Source organism: Oceaniferula marina, assembly GCF_013391475.1.
GTDB classification, from domain to species: domain Bacteria; phylum Verrucomicrobiota; class Verrucomicrobiia; order Verrucomicrobiales; family Akkermansiaceae; genus Oceaniferula; species Oceaniferula marina.
Genome location: NZ_JACBAZ010000002.1, coordinates 941,308 through 965,141 on the forward strand (window position 1 = coordinate 941,308; position 23,834 = coordinate 965,141).

At 52.5% G+C, this 23,834-nt stretch carries 14 protein-coding genes; 4 read left to right on the top strand and 10 right to left on the bottom strand.

The window, feature by feature from the left end; genetic code table 11:
• Positions 1-48 precede the first annotated feature (48 nt).
• Together HW115_RS08175 and HW115_RS08180 are read right to left on the bottom strand one after the other, a co-directional pair.
• Positions 49-981 (bottom strand): hypothetical protein, encoded by a 933-nt coding sequence (locus HW115_RS08175; RefSeq protein WP_178932093.1) that lies wholly within the window; start codon positions 979-981, stop codon positions 49-51.
• Positions 982-996: 15 nt separating this feature from the next.
• Positions 997-2,790, bottom strand: coding sequence for an FAD-dependent oxidoreductase (locus tag HW115_RS08180; RefSeq protein ID WP_178932094.1), 1,794 nt, complete (start codon positions 2,788-2,790; stop codon positions 997-999).
• A gap of 176 nt (positions 2,791-2,966) precedes the next feature.
• Between HW115_RS08180 and HW115_RS08185 the strand changes: the two genes are divergently transcribed.
• Both HW115_RS08185 and HW115_RS08190 read left to right on the top strand, forming a co-directional pair.
• Positions 2,967-3,500: a sigma-70 family RNA polymerase sigma factor gene (locus tag HW115_RS08185; RefSeq protein WP_178932095.1), complete on the top strand. Its 534-nt coding sequence runs from the start codon at positions 2,967-2,969 to the stop codon at positions 3,498-3,500.
• A complete protein-coding gene (locus HW115_RS08190; protein WP_178932096.1) occupies positions 3,497-4,906 on the top strand; it encodes a FecR domain-containing protein in 1,410 nt (469 codons plus the stop codon). Before HW115_RS08185 ends, HW115_RS08190 begins: the two co-directional genes overlap by 4 nt.
• Before the next feature lie 10 nt (positions 4,907-4,916).
• Here the strand turns inward: HW115_RS08190 and HW115_RS08195 are convergent, their stop codons facing one another.
• Positions 4,917-7,019, bottom strand: coding sequence for a heavy metal translocating P-type ATPase (locus HW115_RS08195; protein ID WP_178932097.1), 2,103 nt, complete (start codon positions 7,017-7,019; stop codon positions 4,917-4,919).
• Between the two features lie 563 nt (positions 7,020-7,582).
• Here HW115_RS08195 and HW115_RS08200 point away from each other — a divergent pair.
• Positions 7,583-10,681, top strand: coding sequence for an autotransporter-associated beta strand repeat-containing protein (locus tag HW115_RS08200; RefSeq protein WP_178932098.1), 3,099 nt, complete (start codon positions 7,583-7,585; stop codon positions 10,679-10,681).
• A 430-nt stretch (positions 10,682-11,111) separates the two neighbouring features.
• On the opposite strand, the gene abc-f is transcribed toward HW115_RS08200, so the two are convergent.
• From abc-f to HW115_RS08230, 6 genes are all read right to left on the bottom strand, one after another.
• Positions 11,112-12,716 (bottom strand): ribosomal protection-like ABC-F family protein, encoded by a 1,605-nt coding sequence (gene abc-f / locus HW115_RS08205; RefSeq protein ID WP_178932099.1) that lies wholly within the window; start codon positions 12,714-12,716, stop codon positions 11,112-11,114.
• A 365-nt stretch (positions 12,717-13,081) separates the two neighbouring features.
• Positions 13,082-13,843, bottom strand: a complete 762-nt coding sequence (locus HW115_RS08210) for an SDR family oxidoreductase (protein WP_178932100.1) — start codon at positions 13,841-13,843, stop codon at positions 13,082-13,084.
• A gap of 18 nt (positions 13,844-13,861) precedes the next feature.
• Positions 13,862-14,692: a 5-dehydro-4-deoxy-D-glucuronate isomerase gene (kduI, locus tag HW115_RS08215; RefSeq protein WP_178932101.1), complete on the bottom strand. Its 831-nt coding sequence runs from the start codon at positions 14,690-14,692 to the stop codon at positions 13,862-13,864.
• Positions 14,693-14,732: 40 nt separating this feature from the next.
• The gene (locus HW115_RS08220) at positions 14,733-16,940 is read right to left on the bottom strand and encodes a glycoside hydrolase family 88 protein (RefSeq protein ID WP_178932102.1); all 2,208 of its coding nucleotides are present in this window, start codon (positions 16,938-16,940) and stop codon (positions 14,733-14,735) included.
• Between the two features lie 138 nt (positions 16,941-17,078).
• Positions 17,079-19,340, bottom strand: coding sequence for a BNR-4 repeat-containing protein (locus HW115_RS08225; RefSeq protein ID WP_178932103.1), 2,262 nt, complete (start codon positions 19,338-19,340; stop codon positions 17,079-17,081).
• 81 nt (positions 19,341-19,421) lie between these two features.
• Positions 19,422-20,066, bottom strand: a complete 645-nt coding sequence (locus HW115_RS08230; protein WP_178932104.1) for a PEP-CTERM sorting domain-containing protein — start codon at positions 20,064-20,066, stop codon at positions 19,422-19,424.
• 155 nt (positions 20,067-20,221) lie between these two features.
• Here HW115_RS08230 and HW115_RS08235 point away from each other — a divergent pair, with 155 nt between their 5' ends.
• Positions 20,222-20,974: a helix-turn-helix domain-containing protein gene (locus HW115_RS08235; RefSeq protein ID WP_227021353.1), complete on the top strand. Its 753-nt coding sequence runs from the start codon at positions 20,222-20,224 to the stop codon at positions 20,972-20,974.
• Between the two features lie 9 nt (positions 20,975-20,983).
• Here the strand turns inward: HW115_RS08235 and HW115_RS08240 are convergent, their stop codons facing one another.
• The gene (locus tag HW115_RS08240) at positions 20,984-23,815 is read right to left on the bottom strand and encodes a tetratricopeptide repeat protein (protein ID WP_178932106.1); all 2,832 of its coding nucleotides are present in this window, start codon (positions 23,813-23,815) and stop codon (positions 20,984-20,986) included.
• Between the last annotated feature and the right edge of the window lie 19 nt (positions 23,816-23,834).

Genomic DNA, 23,834 nt, shown 5'->3' on the forward strand with positions numbered 1-23,834 from the left:
GGGTGCCTTGGGGGGTGTCCGGCTCGTTTTTTATCTCCTTGGTTGATTTTACTTCCAGATGGTTTTGACCAAAATGCGTTCGACCTGGTTGATGCGGGCTGGCAGCTGTGAGATCTCGTAGTTGATTTCGCCATCCTTGAGGCTGCCGTGGCTGTGGCCAATGAGGTTCAACAAGGTGTAGGCATTGGGTGATTCCGGATCGATCCGGGAGGCATAGATGAGGGAGGAGTGCTTGTCCCCTGCGATGTTGATTTCGACGAAGAGGGTGAAGGGTTTACTGGTTTTGTTGAGATGGTGGTCGAGCAGCCATTGGTGGTTGATCGTGGGTTGTGAAATGAGGTCGGTGGCTCCGGTCGGTGCGATGCCGCAAACCGAGGTGTAGCGGTGTCGCCATATGGGAAGGATCTGGCCACGTCGTTGCCGCTTGCTTTCCCAAGGATGCTCGTCACTGAAGCTCAGTGATCCTGAGAGGTAGAGGGTTTCGATGATGGTGCCGGATTGGGTTTCGGCCCAGATAGCGACGGCATGGTGCTCTGCAGGGCAATTCCAAAGGAGCTCGATATCGATGGAGGCACCGGTGGATGTGAGTTTGCTTGTCCGGAGCCAACGGCTTTGATGATCGGATGCGACATTATCCTGAGCTCTAAAAATACTGGCGTGGTTACGTGATTCATAGCTGAGTCCCATCAGGTGGCTGACACCGGGGGTGCCAAACCAGGCGGCTAGTCCTACTCCGATGCATAAAGCCAATGTGAGGGCACTGGCCAGCCATGCCTTGCGTCCGTGTTTGGGTGCAATGATTCGTCGTAGCGTTTTGGCTTTGCCTGCCAGGTGGATCAGGACCAGTAAGCTCAGGATGATCCCTGAAACAATGTGGAGTCGGCTGAGGTTCAGGTTGAATGGGATCAAAAAGCGCAGCCCTCCGGTGACGATCAGCACGAGAAAGCTGATCGTCATGGAGGAATAGAAAAAGCGCTTCATAGGCAACACATGTGTTTATTCAAAGCCAATCAGTTGACGTAGCTCTTTGATGTGGTTTTTGGCAATGCCGCGTGGTGACGTATTGTGTTTTTTACAAAGGGCTGCGGCGTATCCGGTGGCGACACCCATCTGCCCGCAAGTAAGCATGACGCGAGGACCTCCCAAGCCGATGTGTGAACAACTGAAACACCGACCCGCCATCATGAGGTTAGGGATGTCTTTGGAGTAGAGGGAGCGGAAGGGGATGTAGTAGTGACCTTTGAGCTTCATAAAGAGAGCCTTGGAAATAAAATCGACAATGAAACCCTTCAGGCTTTTTTGATAATGCATATCGATGTCACGTTTTTCCATCGCCACAGTATCGGGGAAGTTGGTGAGGCTGGTAACGTCTTTCATCGTGTAGATATGATCGCCCATGATGCGGCGCGATTCACGTTTTCCACCAATAAAGGCGACCCACTCCAGTGCGAGTTGAGCATTGGCGGGGTTCTTTTTCACATTGGAGAAGTTGCCATACACGGCACGGAACATGTGATCACGTATAGCTTCCGCATCGTGAATTTGGTGTTTGTCGTTATCGGAATACTCCCAATACCACTCACTCTTCTTTTCCGCGTAGGTCTTGGCGACATCCTTTGCCCATGGTGTAGCAGGGAACTTACTTGCCTTTTTACCTTTTGTGCTACGCCACATCACCGTGGTTCCCATAACGCGGTTGTCTTCTTTTTCAGGACTCCAAAGATCACCAAACTTATCCCAGCCTTCATTGAATTCGTCTTTTGATTCACGGCCATAGCGGAAGGAGGCACCAGCTTTAAAGCCTACGATACCATCGCCGGAGCTGTCGATAAACTGACGACCCTTGACGCGGATGCGCTGATGGGAGGTATTGCTTCGGGCTGTGACGCTGCTGATCGATTTTCCATCCTTGGCAACATCAGTCACGGAGTAGTCCATGAACAAGGTGACGTTTTTGGCCGCTTCGAGCGAGGCGTGCCGTTTGGCATCATCCTTGATGGCATCAGGTGAGTTGTTGTGCCAGCGTTTGGTGTCGATTTTTTTGAGTAATCGGGCGACCTTGCCGTGAATCCCAATGGTGTGGACTCGAATTTCTTTACTGGCATTGCCGCCGAGCACAGGACGGTTTTGAATCAGGGCGACTTTGAGACCCAACTCATCCGCGGCAAGAGCAGCACCACAACCAGCAATACCGCCGCCAACGATAACGAGGTCAAAATCGTGCGTGTTGTCGACATCACTACTGAGACCGTGCTGGTGTTGTCTCCAGACGGCGAGTTGTTTGATATCATTCGGTGGTTGGATACTGGTGTCTTTGGTCAAATAAATAGCATCACAGCGTCCCTCGAACCCCGTGAGGTCAACGAGCTCAAGAGTATGAGTGCCTTTTTTTAATGCGACGACGGCTCCTTTTTGCCATGTCCAACCAGCCTCGGTACCGAAGACTGTTGATTGGAGCTTGCCGTTGATTTTGATTTGAAACCGCCCTGGTGCCTCCCAAGATCCAGGGCACCAGTTTTTGGTTCTCACCCAGAGGTTGTAGTTGCCATCCGATTTGGCAGTGATGGTGGTATTGGCGTTGTCAACCGGCTGTCCCATGCCATGGGCTAGTAGATAGGGGGAGCCCATCTGTTCGATGAATTGAGGGTCGACGAGCCAGCCGCCTTTGTTTTCAAAACTGACGGCATCGACGAGGATGTCATCCGGGTGGCGGGAGCTGTTGGCGGCAAGGACAGAGGCTGGCGCCAAGCTGGTGGCTCCAAAAAGTTTGAGGAAGTTGCGGCGTTGCATGGTGATTGATGCTTGTGGTAGTTGGCGAAACCGGCGTGTTGCCCGGAGTATCGGGCGATTATATCACTGGGTTACGTGATGATAAGTGCCCGGATGTCGGGATTTGGACAAAAAAGTGAGACGTATTTGACGAAGTTCATCATTTTGATGTCCAAATCCGCTGACTTTGGCACTGTATGCATGTGATTGATGATGCCCGTCACCCTGACCCGGAACCGTTTGTACGCTTGCTTGCCGAGCATGAACGTTATTTGGGTGGTTACATTTACCACTTGATTCCCCATGCGGCGGATGCCGAGGATGTGTTGCAGGATGTGAAACTGGCATTGTGGCAGGCATTCGATCAGTATGAGGAGGGTACGAACTTCGGTGCCTGGAGCCGGAAGGTGGCCTTTCATCGGGTGATGGCATTTCGCAAAAAAAAGGCTGTGGAGGGCAGGCGCCTTGTGTTTACCGACCAGTGCATCGAGTTCCTGGCGGAACAGTTTAAAACGGACCCCCATGTGGCGGATGAGGAAGCACATCGTTTGCGTGCCTGTATGGCTCGTCTAAAAAAAGATCAGCAGACTTTGATCGCTTTGAGGTATCGGGAGGAGTTTTCGATCGAAGAAATTGCCGTGCGAATGAATAAGACAGTGGCGGCATCGTACCGCGCTCTGAGCCGTGTCCGACTGCTTTTGAGAAAATGTTTAAGCAAGGAGGGAATATGAAAAGTAAAAAGGAATGGGAAATAGCGGAGTTGTTTGAGCGTGTTGTTGATGGTCGAGCGAGTGAGCAGGAAGTGTCTGATCTCGAGCAGCACCTGATGACGGATTCAGAGGCCTTGACGCTCTATCAGGATTTGGCCCGGCAGCACAGCCAGCTTCAGATGACCGATGGCATCGGACTGGATGCCAAGTTTTCCGATCCGTCGAAAGTGACGCCGAGGTTTCGGGGCAGGTTCTTCGTAGCTGCGGCCGCAGCGGCGTTGCTTCTTTTCGGAATGATGTGGATGCAATTGCGCTCTCTCGAGAATCGTGAATCCGATCCGGTGGTCGCGGAGCTTACGGCTGCCTCCTCGGCCAAATGGGGCGCTTGTTCATTGCCGACCACCCCGGGGGGTGATTTGACGCGAGGCCAGCTTGAGCTTCTGCAGGGGACGGCAACCTTGACCTTTTCATCGGGCGCGGTGGTCAGTCTGGAAGCTCCGGTGAAAATGGATTTACTCACAGGCATGAAGGCCCTGCTTCATTACGGGACCGCCGTGGCGGATGTTCCGGAACAGGCGGTTGGCTTTCGATTGGATACGCCTGATTGTGAAGTGACGGACTTGGGGACATCTTTTGCCGTTTCGGTGGATAAGGAAAGCCGAGAGGCTCGGATCGATGTTCTGGATGGTGAAGTGGAACTTTATCATGGATCCAGCGATCACCGGAAACGTGTGCTGAAAAACCAGAGTGTCGATATCAACCAGGATGGGGTTTCCGCCGGAAGAGGCTCTCTGGAGGAGTTCGGGCGAGTTTCAAGATCGGGGCCGGCATTCAAGGCCGGGGTGATCACCACAGAAAGGGGAGCCGGTGGACATGCTACGGTGATATCAGATCATAAAGATACCCACTTGTCCCCCGGTCTTTTGTTAGTTAAACATTCGAAGGATGGGAGGTATGCCCGGAAGAGTTACCTCAAATTCGACCTTCGTCATCAGGAGGTCGATCAAATTAAAAAGCTGACGCTCGTTTTGAATCAAGTGCAGAGCCCCTATGGTCTGGCTAGTTTTGTTCCCGACTGTGAGTTTGTCGTGTATGGTCTGCTCGATGGTGAGAGGGACCTCTGGGATGCCGGCACAATGGGTTGGTTGGATGCTCCGGCGAACCAAGCCGATTCACCATGGAAGGTCCAGTCAGATCAAGTGGTGGAGTTAGGTTCTTTTGTGATTCCCAAGGGGCAGCAGCAGGGTATGATCCGGTTTACAAGTGAGCGCATGGGCGAGTGGGCGCGTGCCGATGGCAATGGCTTACTGAGTTTGATTATTGTGCGCAAGACTTGTGAGCTGCGTGGAGAGGGACTGGTGCATGCCTTTGCCGGCAACCATTACCCTGAGGGGCAAGCCCCCCGATTGCTGATCGAGTTGGAATAGGGAAACTCAATCACAGGGCGAGCCTCTTGGTGCTTGCTGGTGCTTCCACTTTACGGTGGAAGAGGAGGCGCAGGCTATTGAGCACAACGACCACGGTGCTGCCTTCATGTCCGATCACGCCCAGAGTGAGGGGGAGGAAGCTACCCAAGGCCCCGAGCACCAGCACCAGAATGACGCCGAGCGAGATGACGAGATTCTGATGGATAATACTTCGGGCTTTTCGGCTCAGGGTGTAGGCGTAGTGGAAGTTTTCCAATCGGTCCTGCATGAGAATGACGTCAGCTTGTTCGAGCACGGCATCGGAGCCGCGCATGCCCATGCCAACGGCGACATCCGCAGCGGCAAGGCTTGGTGCATCATTGACGCCATCACCAATCATGGCGACGCGTTCACCCTGGTCGCGCCAGGAACGGATGGCGGCGACTTTGTCCTCGGGGTGGAGCTCTGCCAAAAAATCACGCAAGTGAATTTCATCGGCGACTTTGCGGGCGGATTCCTTGCGGTCGCCGGTGAGCATCGTTACCTTGAGTCCTGCTTGGTCGAGTTTGGTGAGCAAGTCGGCGCTTTGCGGTCGGATTTGATCACGCAGTAGAATACGTCCCCGGATCTGTTGATTGCCGACCAGAGTCTCGGTGATGCCGATACTGGGGAGTTCGGGCATGTTTTCCCATGATTCGATGAAGAGGTCGCGCCGCCCCAGACTCAGGTGTTGACCGTTGATGTGACCCTCGATTCCCATACCGGTAAGCGAGCGAAACCCACTGCTGGATGTCAGCTCCTTCTGAGGGAATTGCTCTTTCCAATGTCGGGTAATTGCACGGCTGAGCGGGTGGGTTGATTGGTGGGCTAGGGTGGCGGCAATGTTGAGCACCTCCTGTTCGTTCCCTGGTGGGAATGACTCCACCGTGACGATTTCCAGCTCCCCGGATGTTAAGGTGCCGGTTTTATCCATGGCGACGTGGTCGATTTCGGCGAGCTCTTCGATTGCTATCCCACCACGAAAGAGAACCCCGCCCCGGGCACCAGCCGCAATACCCGCTAGAATGGCGGAGGGAATGGACAAGACCAGCGCACAGGGTGAAGCAACAACCAGCAAGGTCATGGCCCGGTAAAAAGCGGATGATGTTGATTCCGTGCTGATGAATGCCGGTAGGCCAAAGCCAAAATGCCAGATCAGAAACATCAGCGTGCTGGCCGCCAGAACGGCATAGGTGTAGCCGGTACCAAATTTATCAGTGAAACGCTGTGAGGGAGCCTTGCTCTCCTGCGCGTCCCGGATCAGTTTGATGATCTTTGCCAGCGCGCTTTCGTTGGCTGGACGAATGGCGGTGCAATCAATCATCCCCCAGGTGTTGATGGTTCCACTGAATACTTTATCTCCGAGGGATTTGTCTACAGGAATGGATTCTCCGGTCAGGGTGGATTCATCCGCTGAGCTGGAACCTGAAATGACTTTGGCATCCACAGGGAATTGCTCGCCGGGGCGCACTCGAAGCAAGGTGCCCGTTGCAATCTTATCAACATCGATCGCAGACTCTTGCCCCTCCAGATCAATCCGGGTTGCTTGTTTTGGCGCTTCTTTGAATAGCCCTTGGATTTCCCGTTCGGTTCTGGCCATGGCCAGAGCTTCCATCGCACCACTCAAGGAAAACAAAAAAAGTAAAACCGCACCTTCTCCCCAGTGGCCGATGCTTGCGGCCCCGATTCCAACAGCAAGCATCAAAAAATGAATATCGACAATACGTTTCCTCAGGAGTTCCCAGACTTCCTGCGCCGGGAACCAGGCACCCGCAATGAAGGATGCCATAAACAAAACGATCGAGAGAATGTGGCGATCGGGTGTTGCCTGACTGCCGATGACCCAGGCGGCGACTCCCAATACACCGCAGATGACGGCACTCAGCAGTTGAGGTTTCCAATCGTGGTGGTGATGATGGTGACCGTGGTGGTGGCCATGGTGATCGTGATCTTCAATACCGTGTGAATGCTCCCGATTCGGGTTGAGCACGGTTTGTCGTGGTTTGATTTGGATGCCCGAGATGTCATTACATCTCCAGAATTTCGGTGCGGTTGGGCAGAAATCTTTCTCCAGCATGATGCCTGCGTCGGGCATAGTTATCATACGAATACCCACAGGTAAGCTTTGTTGATTACCATGTTTACACATTTCACAAAGTGCGTGCCACTGACCTTCCTGGAGGGCATCAGGGCAAGGTGGGAGTGAAGTGTTTTGGTGGCGTGTGAGGACTTTTTCGAGAAGTTCTCCCGAACCCGTGCTGTTTGCTCCAGGTTGAAAGGCATAGGAAACTTTGTGATGATTTATATCCAGCCAAATCGCTTTGAGGCTTGGGTCTCTGGCCATTAATTGAGCCAATTCTTGTAAAAGACATGCGTTGTGTTTCATCGTTTGTAGTCAAAACTTGCCATAGAAAATGAGCGAATCAAAGAAATCAAAATATGTTCGTTCGTAGGTTGAGATTGCATTTCAATTGCACGGAATCGTTTTCGAATAATGGGCAGGGGTAAGTTGAAGTAGCGGTTTCTATCGTCCATTATCAATGGATCTTGCACGAGAATGAGTTAGAAGGATTGTCTTGACGTGGTTGTTGATATTCTATGTAGTTCTAGCCGACTTTAATGGACTATATCAATCCCTCTCGTTCGAACAGATCCACTATGAAAAAAATACAACTCTCACCCTTCTTCAATCAGCCACGTAGGCCACGGATTTGGATTCTGTCCAGCGCGTCGCTTGTTCTTTCAATGGGAATGAGTCTTGCCGCAGACGTCGTCAAGGATGGAGCTGGAACAGATCTTAATGCCGGAGTTAGCTGGAGCGGCACGGCTCCCGGATCAGATGATATCGCTACTTGGCAGACTGGGTCTTTGGGGGCTGGCCTGACGATCGGTTCGAATGTCTCATGGTCTGGTATCAAGGTGGCCGATGCTCTTTCGGATATTGATGTAACCGGAGCAGGGGCTCTTACCATCGGTTCAGATGGCATTGAGATGTCGGCAGCGGCACTCAATATGTCCCTGGCAACCAATGTGGTGTTGGGGGCTGATCAAGATTGGGCTGTGGGAGACGGTCAGCAGCTCACGGTTTCCGGTCAGGTATCAGGGGCTCATGTGTTAACCATTAATGGAGCCTATGATACGACGACTTTTAATTCTACGTTGACCTCGACACCCCAATTGATATGGGCGGGAAAAACCTTGTCTGATATTGATGCCGCGGGTGGCATGTTGGGAGGTCCATCCATCAATTCAGGAACTCCTCTGACAGGGTCAGCCGAGTTATTTACACCGGGCGTCTCTACTACGTATCAGCTACAGGTCCATGACGATGTTTGGCTGAAAGGTGTGGGTGTGGAATTGACCCAGGTCGGTGATGATATTTATGCTCAGGCGAATTGGGCAAGGTACAAGCCTGACTCAAACTTGCTTGGGACGGATCTCAGTGACGGGAATAACTCAAGTTATTTGGCGGTTGAAACGACGCTTGAGATGAACTCAACCTCAAAGGGGGATGTTTTATTCAATCGGAGTGGTGGCAATGGAGGGACGATTGGAGGTCTGAGTATTAATGCCGGAACGGTTGAATTGGATGGAGGGAACATAGGTTATGCGAGCTCAGGAGGTTATTTTTCGGGAGCGGCGATTGAAGTAAGCGATCATGGTGTGCTCAAGTTGACAGGAGCTTTTAATGCGGGCTATTCAACCGATATGACGGTGAATGGTGGAGAGCTTCAAATTGTTGGGGATCAGTATATCAATAACCTTACATTAAAAAATGGGGGTGAAGTGACGGGTGGTGATTTCCGCATGGGTTTTCATAGCCATGCGGTATTGAGTGTAGAAGGCACCAGCGCCTCGACGATTACGTCGAAAGTCACTTTGGTGAGGAATGCTGGCACTGGGGATACGGTGACGTTCGATGTGGCAGATGTGGATGGTGGCAGTGGGGTCGACCTGAATGTTTCCGGAGGAATCGGGGATTTGGGTGGTTATGCTGGCAGCAGCTTGATTAAGACGGGTGACGGAACACTGCTTTTGTCGGGGAATGATGCGACTTATGGAGGTGATACCATCATTAATGGCGGGGTGTTTGCCATGAGTAAAAAACTGAATGCAGGATCGGAGGTGCACATTAATGCCGGTGCCACCATGGAGTTACGTGCTACCAATATCTTCCTTCGCAACAGTTCAAGCGCTGCTGTGATTATTGACAGTGGCACGCTTACAATGAGTAACGGTAATCACAATAAGTTTGGGGACATGAGCTTGCTCAGTGGAGCCACTTGGACAACTGAGGCCTCATCTGGTTCATACGCAGGTGAAAACTTTGTTATCCGTCCTAACTCAACAATCACAGTAGGAGGAACAGGAGCATCAACAATGAGCGCTAAAGACGGTGTTGCCCTAGAAAGCGGCATCATTACCTTCGATGTCGCTGATGCAAGTGGTGACTCCGCGGGAGATTTGATCGTCAACACCGAGTTGGAGAACGGTGGAGGCGTAACCAAAACGGGGCTGGGAACCATGGAGCTTCAGAAGGCTAGCACTTACACAGGCGGGACGGTCATCAATGAGGGCACTATCAGTCTTGGTAATGGCGGTACCGCAGGTAGCGTGGTAGGGGCAATTATCAATAATAGCGCCTTAGTTGTGAACCGGTCCAATACGATCACACTCGCTAATGATATCAGTGGATCAGGAACGCTGACTTTATTAGGGAACGGAACCAATGGCTCTCATGTGAATCTAACTGGAGATAATAGTGGCTTTGCCGGGAATACGACGATTGATGGAGCCCGGGCTAATGTGGATATGAGCGGCGGGAACCGTGTTGGTTCTGGCTCTGTAACGGTTGCCGATGGCGGACAGCTGTGGCTGACAGGAGGGGCCCTGAGTAACGCAGTGACATTGAACGGAGAGGGGGTCACCGAAGCCGCGGGTCAACTCGGAGCTGTACGCTTTAGTAATGACTCGAACATAAGTGGGGCGGTTACTTTGGCTGGCGATAGTCGTCTGACTCCTCATAGTTCGTCGGATACAGGAACTGTGAGTGGGGTGATCAGTGGTGATTATGGAATTGAAAAAACAGGATCAGGCACGTTGAATTTAACGAATGCGAACACGTATACCGGAGATACTCATATCAAAGCGGGATCGCTCGTTCTCGGAGCGAGTGGTTCGATTGCGAGTTCACCAACGATCGCCATCGATAGTGGAGCGGAATTTGATGTTTCAGCTGTTACAGACTTTTCACTTGGTGCTGGTCAGACTCTATCCGGATCGGGTGACATTGTGGGTGATGTCGGCGTAAGCGGAACCATTGCCCCAGGCATGAGCCCGGGCACGATGAGCTATGGCGGAGCACTGGTTCTCTTTGATGGCTCCACACTGGATATCGAATTGAATGGAGCAGACAATACGACAGGAAGTTCGGTGAACGACCTGATAACGGTTGCTGGAAATCTCGAGTTTGAAGGTACGGTTAAGGTGGATGTCACTGAGTTGGCTGCATTCAATGCTGTGGCTAAGGATACACGGTGGGTCTTCATCACTTATGAAGGAGCCTTGGTAGGAGGTGAAAATCTGGTTCTGGGTGATCTTCCTTCATTGACCCTTGATCCGGCTGTATTGAATCCTCATTTTGCATTGGATACTAGCACCATGGGTGAAATTGCCTTGATTGCTGTCCCTGAGCCAAGCTCAGCTGCCTTACTCGCATTGGGAGGTCTGGCCCTCACCCTGCGCCGCAGAAAGTAGCCCTCGTAGCACAAACGCATTTCATGACCCGCTTTTCATGGGAAAGCGGGTCATTGTTTTTAGCTGTGACCGGGCGTTGTAAAAAAGCCGCGGACCTGATTGGACTGCGGCTTGAAGAAATGATACCACTCTCCCAGTTAAATTGGCAGAATGGTTTGAGTTTAAGATGATGAATCAGTCAGCAAGCTGAATGGCAAGGGGGCACTGAATCTTTTAGATTTTACCGTTGTTGCGCGTTTGCTGCTCGCCGCCGCTCGCACCCTTCGGGCAACCCCTTCGGGATTGGCTATCTCGCTCCGCTTGGTTGTTGCATAGCCCGCTATGCGCCTTCCTTGCGCCTAGTTAAAATCGAAAACCTTCAGTGCCATTCAGCCAATTTAACTGATCAAATGGTATGATTGGCTCAAAAAGAGCGATGTGTGATGGCACTTTAGGAGGTTACCGCGCCGCGGTTGTCATCGAGTCCTGATTTTTCAAGGTAGTAGTCGTAACCGCCGGCGTAGCGGGTGAGTTTACCGTTATCGACGTGCAGGGTGGTATCGGCGAGGTTGCGGATGAAGTGGACATCGTGGGAGATGAACACCAGCGTTCCTTCGTAGTGTTTGAGTGCCTGGACGAGAGCCTCGATGGAAATGATATCGAGGTGGGTGGTGGGCTCGTCCATCAGCAGGAGGTTGGGAGGGTTCACCAGGAACTTGACCAGATTGAGGCGGGATTTTTCACCACCGGAAAGCACGCGGACTTTTTTGTGTACATCGGCGCGGCGGAAGAGGAAGGATCCCAGAATGGAACGGGCTTCATCTTCACGCATGTCGCCACCACTGGCCATGACTTCTTCGAGCACGGTATTGGCCTCGTCCATGGACTCGGTCCGGTGCTGGGAGTAGTAGCCAAGGTTGGTGTTGTAGCCGCATTTGCGCTCTCCGCTGTCAAATTCAAGCTGTCCGGCGAGGATTTTCAGCAGGGTGGATTTACCGGCACCGTTCGGGCCGACGAGCACCATGCGGTCGCCACGTTCGATGGTGAGGTCGAGACTTTCGTATATGACTTTGTCGCCGTAGGCTTTGTGGACTTTTTCCAGCTCGATGACTTTTTGGTTGGAACGTTTTGGCTGGGGGAAGGAAAATTTGAAGACCTTGCGTGGCGCGATGGGTTTCGGCAGGCGCTTCATTTTTTCGAGTGTCTTTATCCGGCTTTGCACCTGGGCGGCCTTGGAGGTGACCGAGCGGAAGCGGTCGATGAATTCCTGCACGCGTTCGATTTCCTTGTTTTGGTTCCGGTAGGCCTGCACCTTTTGCTGGTAGCGTTTGTTACGCTGTTCGAGGTAGGAGGTGTAGTTGCCGGTGTAGGAGATGAGCTTTTCTTCGTCGATCTCGTAGACGGTTTCGATGAGTTCATCCATGAAGTCGCGGTCGTGCGAAATCATCAAGAGGGCACCGGGGTAGTTTTTAAGATACCGCTGAAGCCAGATCAGGGCCATCAGGTCGAGGTGGTTGGTGGGCTCGTCGAGCATCAGCAAATCGGGCTCCTTGACCAGAAGCTGGGCAAGGTGGGCACGCATGATCCAGCCTCCCGAGAATTTGTTGGCGGGCTGGTCGTAGGCATCGGCCTCAAAGCCGAGGCCTGCGAGGATTTTTTTTGCCTTGGGTTCGAGAGCGTAGCCGTTGTTGGCATCAAAGTGGTCTTGGGCAGCGTGGTAGTCGGCATCATCCGTGGTGCCGGCCGCTTCGTGTTCACGCATGGTGCGGATCGCTTTGGCCATTTCGGGCGTGGTGCTGATGGCGATTTCGAGAATCGTTTCATCACCCGGGTCACCTGCTTCCTGAGCGAGGTAGCCGGTGATGGCGTATTCATCGAGGTCGATTTTGCCGCTGTCCGGCTTATCTTCCTTGAGAATCTGTTTAAAAAGAGTGGACTTGCCGGCACCATTGGGACCCACGAGGGCAACACGCTCGCCCCAGTTGATGGTCATATCTGCATCCTCAAAGAGGGTGCGTCCGCCGAGTGTTTTGGTGAGTTTACGTATGATGAGCACGGGGGGGTGCTAAGTGGAAATTGGGGCTTTGTCAACCCTATGAGCGAGGCTTTGTGACTGAGGCTGAATCGGTAATAGACCGCTGAGGATTAGTTGATTGTGGTTGGTCTGCTTGGTGACCTTGCGATTTTGACGGGAGAATACGAAATCATATGAGTTCACGCAAAGACTCCAAGACTCCAAGACTCCAAGACGCCAAGACGCCAAGACGCCAAGACGCCAAGACTCCAAGACTCCAAGACTCCAAGACTCCAAGACTCCAAGACTTGTGTTTAGAACCCAGGCAAGGCTCAGGTTTTTTCAACCTAGGGTTTTGCTTAAGTGAACGCTGGTTGAAGGAGGTCCTATGATTCCGCCATTCCTCATCAGCGCGCCATCCAGCCTCCGTCGACGACGAGGATTTCTCCATTGACGTAGTTGGCTGCCTCCGAAGCTAAAAACACAGCAGGACCGACAAAGTCCTCGGGTTTACCCCAACGCCCGGCAGGGATGCGGGAGAGGATTTGTTCAGAACGGACCGGGTCCTCCTGAAGGGCCTGAGTGTTGTCGGTGGCGATGTAACCGGGAGCGATGGCATTGACGTTGATGCCTTTGCCAGCCCATTCGTTGGCAAGGGCTTTGGTCAGTTGGCCAATGCCTCCTTTGGAGGCTGCGTAGCCGGGCACGGTGATCCCCCCTTGGAAGGTGAGCAGGGAGGCAGTGAAGATGATTTTTCCACTGCCGCGCTGGATCATGGCGGCCCCGAATTCACGGCTGATGACAAACTGGGCGTTGAGATTGACCTCAATGACTTGGTCCCAGAAATCGTCCGGGTGTTCGGCAGCGGGTGCGCGCATGATGGTTCCTGCATTGTTGACCAGGATGTCAGGAGCTCCGTGTTCTTTGAGGACTTGTGCGGTGAACGCCTTGACGGCAGCGCGATCGGAAAAATCGCAGGTATAAGCGGTGAAGGTACGACCCAGATCAGTCACTGCCTTTTCCACGGCACTACCGTCTTTTTCAAGACTGGCAGAGACACCGATGATGTTGGCTCCGGCTTCGGCGAGCCCTTTGGCCATAGCCATGCCGATGCCTCGTTTGCAACCGGTGACGAGGGCGGTTTTTCCTTCCAGATTAAATAGCTTCATGACTCTAGGATATTGAAATTAACGAAGCTCGGTGATGGCAAATCCGTCCATGTCGTCGAAGCGTTGGTTTTCTCCACCCATGCCCCAGGCAAACGAGTAGGAGCCGGTGCCGGCACCACTATGGATCGACCAGGATGGGGAGAGCACGGCATGTTTTTCCTGCATCCAAAGCACTCTGGTTTCTTGAGGTTTACCCATGAAGTGTGCCACTTGGTGGTTTTCGGCGATGTCAAAGTAGCAGTAAACTTCTGAGCGGCGGTCGTGGGTGTGTGGCGGCATGGTGTTCCAGACGCTTCCGGATTGCAGCACGGTGAAGCCCATGACAAGCTGGCAGGATTGGAGACCGTTTTCGTGGATGTATTGGTAGAGGTGGCGTTCGTTGGATTCTTCGGGCGAGCCGAGCTCGAGTTTGTTGGCATCCTCGATTTTTGCGTGGGCGGTCGGGTAGCTGGTATGTGCTGGGTAACTGAGAAGGTAAAACTGTGCTGGTGCTTCGCCATTTTCCGATTGGAAGCTGATCGTTTGACTTCCTTTGCCGACGTAGAGGCATTCCAGTTTTTCGAGTGGGTAGCTGGTTCCATCGACGGTGATCGATCCCTTGTTGCCGAAGTTGATAACGCCGAGTTCACGTCTTTGACAAAAATAGTCAGAGCGCAACTGGTCGCCAGCTTTCAAGGTCAGAGGTGTGTCCGTGGGAACGGCCGAGCCGACGATGGCACGGTCCAGATCAGTGTAAACGAGTTGGAGCTCATTGATGTTGAACAAATCTTCGAGGATGTAGGAGTCGCGGAGTTGCTGGGTATCAGCATGGCGCATGGCGTCGAAGCAGCGGGTGGTGTGGCTATTCATAATTAATGGGTTGTAAATGGTGTGTTGTCAGAGGTTCTGATTACTGGACAAGGATGGGGTGCGTAATGGCGTGCGCCTGATGAAATAGATGGCGTTCAAAGCCTGCAGGATCGAGGCCTTCGGCTTTACCCCAGATCGCTCCGGCATGGAAGCTTACTGGCTTGTTCAGGTCCTTGGCCAGAATTTGTAGGATGTGATTTTTATTTTTGTAGGAGGGGCTCTTGCCGGTGCTGTGAATGATAAAGGTGCCGATGTGCCCGTGATTCTCTTTTTCCATGATGGGGTCCCAGTATCCGAAGAAGTGTCCGCTATAGGCGCTGGCTTTCTGTTTCGGGCTGCGACGAGCGAGACCTGTGACAGGGCGGATCCCCTTGGCGTCGCCTTTGATTTGGAAGGAAGAGTTGACTTCAAAGTGGTGCTGACCACGTAACATGGTAATCGTGCGTGTTTCGGTAATTTCAGTTTCGCCGATTTGAATGGCAGGGTAGGTGAGTTTGAATTTTAGACGCACCGGGCCTTGCTCGATCGTTGTCTGTTTGGCAAACACGGGACTGGTATGGAGTTTGCCTTTGCTGTCGAGATAGCCGACGCCTCCGCAGCCAAGTGAACTCCCGACCTTATAGCCGTCGAGTCCGGTGCCGTTGTCGGTGTGGTAGTGGGCGTCACCTTTGGCATACCATTCGTTGGCCACCGGACGACGAACGGATTTGGTCCAGACATCAATGCCACCACGGGCATTTTCTGCGGCGAGTGCCGGCCCGTATGCTCGGTAGGCGATGCGGTCATTTTCCCAGACAAAGTCATCTTTACGTTCGGGAACAAAGCGGGCGAGCATCGGGTTCTGCTCGAGGCGGGGTTTGAGTTTTCCACATGCGAGGATTTGGAAAGTTCGTTTTTCGTTAGGGGTGAAATCGCTGATGAAAAGCAGGGCGTCTGGGCTTCCGTCCTGATTATTGTCCACCACCTGACAAGGCAGGAAATAGCTACTGACGCTGTCCCGGACGGCGATGTTCTCAGCGTTTGCCTTGGGCACCAGTGTGGTGATTTTTTTCCATGGTACGCTGACAACTTCATTGAGTCGGACATCCTTGTCCGGGTTTTGAGCTTGAAGCTTGGCGGTGCTGGATTGTTTGAGAATCAGGTGTTTGTGCAGTTCATGCGCCACTTGTAAAAAGCCTCCAACACCGTAAACCGCAGTTTGTTCATAGCTGACGGTTCGCGGGTCTTGGCCGATCGGTTGAACAAAGCCAAGCTTGCCATCGGGGTGGACATTTTGCACGAGGCGTTTCCAGCCTTTGACAACTGCCGGGAGGTAGGTCTTTTCGTCAAGGAAGCCGTTGTTCACTCCCCAGATAAAACCATAGGTAAAAAAGGCAGTTCCGGAGGACTCCGGGCTCGGGTAACTTGCGGGGTCTAACAGCGATGCTCGCCAAGACCCGTCGGCTTGCTGGATGGCTTTGAGTTTCGCTGCCATTTGCTTGAATTGTTCGATATACTTGGGGCGTGTCGGGTGATCATGGGGGAGGTATTGCAAAACGTGGCAGAGTCCGGCAAAGACCCATCCGTTGCCGCGTGACCAGAAGACTTTTTCTCCATTTTTTTCACGAGGTTCAAAGTACTTGGAATCGCGGAAGTAGAGTTGGCTCTCCTTGTCGTAGAGGTAGTCCGAGGTTTTCCACCAGAGTTCATCGAGTTTTTCGAGGTAGAGCTCATTACCTGTTGCCGCGTAGAGCATGGTGAGGGTTGGCGGAGACATATACAGAGCGTCGCACCAGGCCCATTCCCGCATATGGATGTGGTTGACCCAGAGTAAGGACTCATCGTGGGGTCGGTCTGCGAAGCGGAGCATGCCACGGCGTGTGGGCTCGAGCTGATGTGTCAGTTCGTCCCGGAGGTAGTGCCAGAGGTGGAGTTGGCCGACACAGTGGTCGTCACCAAAGTGGGGGCGGGGTCCGAGCTGGTAGTTGAGGTCGGCAGACACCTTGAGAAGCGCTTCACGGTATTTTTGGGCACCCGTTGTTTGGGCGTGGGCGAGCAGTCCGGTCCAGAGTGCTCCCTCGGTCCAGTCCCAGTCGGCTCGCTCGTAGGGGTTGGCGAGCTGCCAGTCGGCTACGGCACTGGCAACTTTCACAATCGTCTCAGGCTGGAGCTCGTCGGAGAAGGCAGGCTGAGGCGTAATTTCGGCCCATGCAGTGATGCTTGTACAGGTAGCTGCAATGATCGTGGTGAGTGTCTTGGGTGGTTTCATCTGGATAAAATACTGTGTGAGATTTAGTAAGGTGAGTTGTCTGCTAATAGGGGGTGCCTACGGCGAATGGGAGTTAATTCGCCCTACCTGTGACTCATGGAAATGGGTAAGCGTGGTGAGGATGGTAAGGGTGGCTAGCTATTCCAAGAGTTGAATGTTGAGATGGTAAAAGCGTTTTGTTGAATCGTTCTGGTCGATAAGGGTCAGGGTTTTAGAGTTTTTGTCGAGTTGGAAGTTAGATGATTGTGAGGAGATCAAGGTGTAGGGTGAGCCATAGATACTCGCAGCTACCTCGGTCCAATCGATGAGGTTGGTGCTTGTTTCCAAAATAGAGATCAGGGAGTGGCTTTCTGGGTGTGAAGGGAGAATAACATCACGGTTGCTTGTTGTGAGTAGTTGGTGTGGTTCCTGATGTTTGCTGGTGTGGATGTAGTATTCCAGCAGGTTGCTCAGACCGCTGTGGTTGTCATCATCGTCCGGTGATCCAGAGATGTTGTTTTGGGTTTTCCAATCGAGGTAGCTGGTTTGTTTGTCGCCAATTTTTGAGAGAATGCGCGTGTTGTAGTTGGTGTAAGTGGAATAGATACCTTTTAACCAGAGCAAGCTTTCACTACGTTGGTGGTTTTTGGGAACAAAGGGGCGGATGTTGTCCTCGCTGGAGTTTTGAGTGACGGACTCCCAGGAGAAGCTTAGGCCTCCATCGGTGGTGGTTCCTTTCCAAAGTTCGTAGCGTGAATCGGCGTTGAGCGGGACGTTGGTGGTGGAGCTTAGGTCAAAGGGAGAGGCGGCGTTACTGGAAATGTAAACGACGTTGGGACGTTCGGGGTCGATACAGATGCCGCCTGCATAGTCGTCTTCACGTTCATAGAGTGGTCGTCCCGCATGGGCGATAAAGCGTTTTTGCCATTCGGTGCCGGTCCACCGGGCGTAGTAATAGTAAATTCGGTCATGTTGCCAACCCGAGCCAGTGACGTTGTCCTTTTGGACAGTAAATGTGATGACTGGATCATTGTTCTTTTGTTGCTGGATGTCCCAGGTCCAGGCGCGGCCGCCGGGGATCCATTGGTTCGGATCGGTCTGGGCATCGGCGCTGTATTGATAGACGATGGTGCCATGTTGGCCGCTTGGGATATCATGAATGATGGGTGAATCACTCAGGGCTTTGATCACAGTGCCGTCGGTGTGGCGGATTTGACCTCCATGGATACGGGCGTGGTAGATTGAGTTGTTCTCATCCCTCGGGTGACCATCGGTATAAATGAAGTCGATGGCATTGGTGTTGTTTCCAGAATAGCGAACGTAGGGGCGGGTGCTGCCGTCACCGTTTTGGATGAGTACTTTGAGAGGTGTCCAATTGGTGCCGTTATCGCTGGAACTTGTCCAGTTAGGGTTCCATCCGGTGCCACGGGTGAAGGTGTAAAGCGTGTTGCTCTCTTCGCTCATGGCATAAGTGTTGGCATAGGAATGTTTGTAGTCGGTCCCGTGGGTTTGTTCGGTTCCCCAGTCGCTTAACTTGAGCGGGCTGTTGATGTCGGAAATACGGTAGAAGTAATGTTTGTCGGTGGAGTGGCGCGAGTACGAAGCAATCAGGTTGCCGTTCGGCAGTGCGTGCAGGGCGGGGTTGTTATGGTCGTCGCGTTCGGTGACGGAGCTGAGTTCGGCCTCGGAGTTGGTTCCGGTAGCGGGGTCGTGTCGGGTGACGGCGACCTTGCCGTTGCGTTTGACGTGGCCGACGTAGAGTTTGTCTTGGTGCCAGATGGCGCGCTCGTCATTGAACCAGGTCCAAACGCCGTCGCTGGTGATGAGTCCGGCTTCGGGTTCGGGGACAGTCACGGGAGTTCCATACGAGACGCCGTCGAACCAGCTGCGATTACTGGTGGTGGTTGCGTTGGTGTCGTCGATGTAGATTTGAATCTCTCCCGCAGCGTTGGCGTGGGTATTGGTGATGAATCCACGTAGTTGGTTACGGTTACTTCCGGAGACGCTGCTGAGTCCGAGGTTTTCGACGCCATTGGAGCTTGGTGTGAAGAGGTTGAGTGAGTCAGATGTCAGACCCGCTTGAAGTTGCCAGTTTGCATTGCTGGCACTTAAAAAATTGACGTAAACCGCGTATTCGGTGTTCGGGGTGAGACCGGTGATGGTGGTAACCAGCATGGCGGCATCGCCGTAACCGCCGGAAGCGCCATCTTTTTCATAGATGCCATTGTTGCCAGCGACGTCGAACCCAAAGCCTGCACGGAACCTCCAAAGCGCGTCACTTGTGGTGGCGGTAGTTGACCAAGGGTTAGGCGTTCCATCGATTGCCTGCGTATTGGAACTGTTGGCATCAACATAGGTTTGTGCGTTACCCGTGATGGGCAACAGTCCGAATAAGCTGAAGAACAAGGTAGTGGTTTTCATCGCAGGTTTACTGATTGTCTAAAAAAGGGTGCTGGCTATTCAGCCAACACCCTAGAGAAGAATGACTCGGTTTCAAGGTGCCTACTTGCGGCGGCGCAGAATGAGCGATAGTCCGCCAAGTCCAATAAGCGCAGCCGAGCTGGGCTCTGGCACGGTTTGGTAGCCTACGCCATCGTACCAGGTGCGGTCGTCGTTACCTGGGTTGTCATCGATGTAGATGGCAAGTTCGCCTGATCCATCAACAGCCACGTTGCCTAAATCAATCATAAAGAGGCGTCGGTTGCCCTCCTCGACCATGACGGTTCCTGCAAAGTCAGAAGCCTGTGTTTGTGTTCCTTCATTCCACAAATATTCGCTTGTGTTTCCGGATGCTAAGCCTGCGGCGAAGTCCCATTGGTTGTTGCCTGTAGGGTCATTCCCGTCAACCCATCCAGCAACCCAGTAGAAGGCGTATGCGTTGTATGTGCCGGCCGTGAGTCCAGAAATGGTGGTGCGTAGTTCAGGAGAATCTTCATCAGCTCTGGATGTGTAGATTTCGCCGCCATTGCCAAATACCGTACGGCTTCCCCAATGGCCATCGGTATCGGCTCCTCCTATGGGAGCGAAGGCTGAGCCATCTCCGAAGGTGGTGTTTGCCGTTGTGGCATCTACGTAAGTGATCGCAGCGTGGCCCGTGGTTGCCGAGAGAGCAGCCGCGAGTAGGCTTGATGTTATGGTCTTTTTCATATTGTTGTATAGGTTGGATTAAGGGTTCTGCTGTTTTGCCAGACAGGCTGAATGGCCATGAGAACAGCTGAAGCTTACAATGAACGTATTGGTTGATATAGTGTGAATGCGACATGTTGATTGACAAATTGGCTTTAAATTGGTATTTTTGCGGCATGATGGACGATTTTAGGCATTTGTTCCCCAACGGCAGTTGTGATCCGGGCATCATTGGTCCGGCGTATCACTTGCTTGAAAAGATGAGTGGTATCCGATTTGTGCTGAAGGATCTGGAGGGACGTTATCTTTACGTGAACCGTTGTTGGTTGGAGACCAATGGACTGAAAGAATTGGGCCAGGTCGTAGGTAAAACGGCGGCTGATTTATTCCCGGTTTGGCGGGCCGGGCGTTATCTTCGTGAGGATCAACGTGTGATCACGGAAGGGATGATTTACGACTACGAAGAGTTTTTACTCAACTCGGATGGTGAGCTTGAGCGGTGGCGGACGGTGAAAGCTCCCTGGATGGAAGAGGATGTCATCCGTGGCTATGTTAATATCGGAACCCGACTGGATTCCTTGGAGATTGAGCAGCGGAGTGATGAGATTCCAGATATTATCCGGATGGTAGCGAGCCGCGCTTGTGAACCGATCAGCATCGAGGAAATGGCCAAGGAATTCAATGTTTCAAAGCGAACGCTGGAGCGGAAGTTCAAGGAAGAGATGCAAGAAACGCTTGGCTCGTTCAGGCTCAAATGTCGAACCTTGCGAGCGAAGCGCATGTTGCGCGAGGGCAAGACGGCCGCAGATGTGGCTACGGCATGTGGGTTTTGCGATCAGAGCCATTTTTCCAAGGTGTTTAAAAAACAAATGGGTCAGAGCCCCAAGGCGTATCAATTATCTTTGTCACGAAAACGCAAGGAAGAGTGACATCGCGCGCTATTCAGGAAGGGGTGGCAGTTTGCCATTTTGGGCATCGATCATTTCTTGTGGCAGCGGCAACGTCTTCCAATCGAAGTTTTTCCAGCCGGATTTTTGGGCAATCTTTTGGATGCTGGATTCGGCATCATCATATCCAGCACGGATAGCGACAGCGAACCATTGGCAGGCAAGCCGAGGGTCTTTTTTGACGCCATTGCCATTGCGGTAAATGACACCGAGCGAGTTGGCTGCAAGGTCAATTCCGCGGGTGGCGCTACAGATCAGCCATTGGCGAGCGAGGGTGAGGTTTTGTTTTCCGCCGTCCCCGCGGTAATAGGAATTGCCGAGATTACACATGGATTTGGGGTTGCCGAGTTGAGAGCCTCGAAGATACCACTTTCTGGCGGTGGTTTTATTTTTTTTCACTCCTTCACCATTGGCATAAATATAGCCCATGTTGTGGGCGCCTTTTGGGTGACCTGCATTGGCCGCTTTAAGAAACCATTCACGTGCCTTGCTTAAACTTTTACTGACTCCTTCGCCGTGATCATACATGTAGCCGATGGCAAACATCGCTTTGTTGTTGCCTTTGTCTGCGGCCATTTTGAACCAGCGCATCGCTTGTTGGGTGTTTTTCTGCACTCCGTCTCCGCTTAGGTATAAACTGCCGACAGCATTCATGGAGTCGACCTGTCCTCGTTTGGCTAACATCATAAAGGTGGCAAAGGCTTCGGATGCGGGGATTTTATCCGCTTTATAGTCCGTGCGTGTCTGCAGGAAGAGTTGACTGTCCTTGCTGACTGGTTTCGGGACTTCCTGACGATGACTGGTAGTTGTGGGTGTGTAATCCTCACCAATGAGTCGGCAGACGTAAGCGAGTTGTTTGCCATTGAGCTGAGTAGCATCCCAGTCGGTTACTCCGTTTTTACTGAAGACCTCAACGATGTTGTTTTTAAAAACATCGGTAGCAGAAAAAATGGTGATGGTTAGGCGATAGCGTTTGCCTGGTTTGATCTCGTAGGATGCCTTGGTGAAGGGGATACCTTGGAATTGGAGCTTTTCCCCGGGAGTGAATTTTTGATCCAGAGTGGCGATCGCCTCTTCTTCCATGTATTGGGGGCCGTATTGGTCGACGATTAAACTGACCGCTAGCTTTTCATTGTTATCGTTGAGTTTTTTGAGGGCTGCGGGGCTGTATTCCATTTCTATGGAGAAGTGGGTATTGAACATCCCAGCGGCGGCCTTTTCAGCTGATGTGGATGCTTTGCTGTTTGTTTGTGGATTGTTATCTACCTGTGGGGATGGAGACTTTAAGGGAGTCAGCCACCGTTCTACGCTGGCACCTTTGTTGTGAAAGCGCAGCAGAGCGGTGCCACTTTGGTAGTCTCCAGCTTCCGTAAGGCTGGTGACTTGGGCTGTCACCAAACCTTTGTCTGAGACCTTGCCAAACTCGGACACCCAAATGCCAAAGGAATGATCTCCACCTTTCCAAGTGAATTGCTGAGCACGGCTTGATTCTAACATCAAGGCTCGAGAGGGAAGCCGTTTAAATACTCCATGTTGCCAGCTGAGAATCCTATAATAGGTCGCGGAGACATCACTTTGGGGGACGGGGGTGATGAGCTCGACAAATCCATCACCCGTGATGTCATGCAGCAGTTCAGGTAGTGAGATGCCGAAGTCGGATTCAAAGAAGGCATGCGCGTGTTCTGTGGATTCTGTTTTAAGGCTCTTCCAGAGGACGGACCCGTTGTCGTCTATGACAGAAAGCTGATAGAATTTGTTTGCTGTGGAAGATGGATAGGCCTTCCAGCGCATCATTTCCCATTTGCCATCGTTATCGATATCCGCGGAGAGTTCGTTTGCTGCCAGGGTGGGCCTTTTTGTCGGGGGGGAGACATCCATGTTGGTTTCACCGACATGCCTTGATTTCAGAAAGTCCGTTGTGCTGAGCCACTGATCAGAGATGGGGTTGAGCCATTGGGTGGTTTTTCTATCCGATGAAACGCGGAAGACCCCTATCATGGGTGAAACACCGAGGTCGAAACCTGATTCAGGACGGCGAATTTCACGGATTATAACGGATTTCCAGTTGGCATCAGTTTCAGACGAAAGGCTGATTCCCGGAGTGACTCCTTTGGGCATCGAGGCACTGAGTTGTTTGAACCAAGGTTGTGCCGTTACCCAGTCGTCGATGGCTACGGGTTTGTTTGGAATCGGAGCTTTTGGTGTGATGGGGGATTGAGGGTCCGACGATGGTTGAGGTTTTTTGTTTTGGGTTAAGCTTGGATCGATGGCTTTTTCTTTGACCGTTTCCAAGGTCCATTTTTGAGTGTCTGGAGCTAAGCTTAGCCGGCGCATAACGAGGTCGGTGTCGTCATTGGGCAGGAGGATGAGGCGCTGGACACCAGGGGAACCGTCTGACGGTTCGAACCGTAGAGTGACGGAAGGCTCCGTGCTTGGGATAGCGCTTGTAACAATGGGGGACGTTGCCGTGGTTTGAGAGAGGACCTTGTCACTGCTATCAAGTAGGGTGAGCGTGCCCGGGGTGTTGCACTGCACGGCGACTTCAGGTCCTGATGGTTCTTGGACTTTTCTAAAATCGGTGAGTTCGGGGGCTGTGGAAACATCGGCTTCTTTTTCGATGATGGCGGGAGAGGGGGCGTTGGTCTCGCTTGTTCCGTCGGTCGTGCTTCTATTGGTGTTGCTGGTGGTGTCCGCAGGGGCTTCGCTTGATCCGCTGTTACTGCGACGGGCGCTCCTCCTTTTTTCACATCCTATGAGGCTGATCATGAGGGCTGGGATCAGGGCGTAGGTTGCCGTCCGCTTCATGTGGGGTGAGTATTTCATAATCTTAAGTGTTGAGCTT

Excerpts from the sequence above, each read along its gene's own strand:
- HW115_RS08235 (WP_227021353.1), top strand. The coding sequence starts at position 20,222 with ATGATGGACGATTTTAGGCATTTGTTCCCCAACGGCAGTTGTGATCCG.
- HW115_RS08230 (WP_178932104.1), bottom strand. The coding sequence starts at position 20,066 with ATGAAAAAGACCATAACATCAAGCCTACTCGCGGCTGCTCTCTCGGCA.
- HW115_RS08175 (WP_178932093.1), bottom strand. The coding sequence starts at position 981 with ATGAAGCGCTTTTTCTATTCCTCCATGACGATCAGCTTTCTCGTGCTG.
- HW115_RS08220 (WP_178932102.1), bottom strand. The coding sequence starts at position 16,940 with ATGAAACCACCCAAGACACTCACCACGATCATTGCAGCTACCTGTACA.
- HW115_RS08240 (WP_178932106.1), bottom strand. The coding sequence starts at position 23,815 with ATGAAATACTCACCCCACATGAAGCGGACGGCAACCTACGCCCTGATC.
- HW115_RS08180 (WP_178932094.1), bottom strand. The coding sequence starts at position 2,790 with ATGCAACGCCGCAACTTCCTCAAACTTTTTGGAGCCACCAGCTTGGCG.
- HW115_RS08195 (WP_178932097.1), bottom strand. The coding sequence starts at position 7,019 with ATGCCCGACGCAGGCATCATGCTGGAGAAAGATTTCTGCCCAACCGCA.
- HW115_RS08185 (WP_178932095.1), top strand. The coding sequence starts at position 2,967 with ATGCATGTGATTGATGATGCCCGTCACCCTGACCCGGAACCGTTTGTA.
- HW115_RS08210 (WP_178932100.1), bottom strand. The coding sequence starts at position 13,843 with ATGAAGCTATTTAATCTGGAAGGAAAAACCGCCCTCGTCACCGGTTGC.
- HW115_RS08225 (WP_178932103.1), bottom strand. The coding sequence starts at position 19,340 with ATGAAAACCACTACCTTGTTCTTCAGCTTATTCGGACTGTTGCCCATC.
- kduI (WP_178932101.1), bottom strand. The coding sequence starts at position 14,692 with ATGAATAGCCACACCACCCGCTGCTTCGACGCCATGCGCCATGCTGAT.
- HW115_RS08200 (WP_178932098.1), top strand. The coding sequence starts at position 7,583 with ATGAAAAAAATACAACTCTCACCCTTCTTCAATCAGCCACGTAGGCCA.
- HW115_RS08190 (WP_178932096.1), top strand. The coding sequence starts at position 3,497 with ATGAAAAGTAAAAAGGAATGGGAAATAGCGGAGTTGTTTGAGCGTGTT.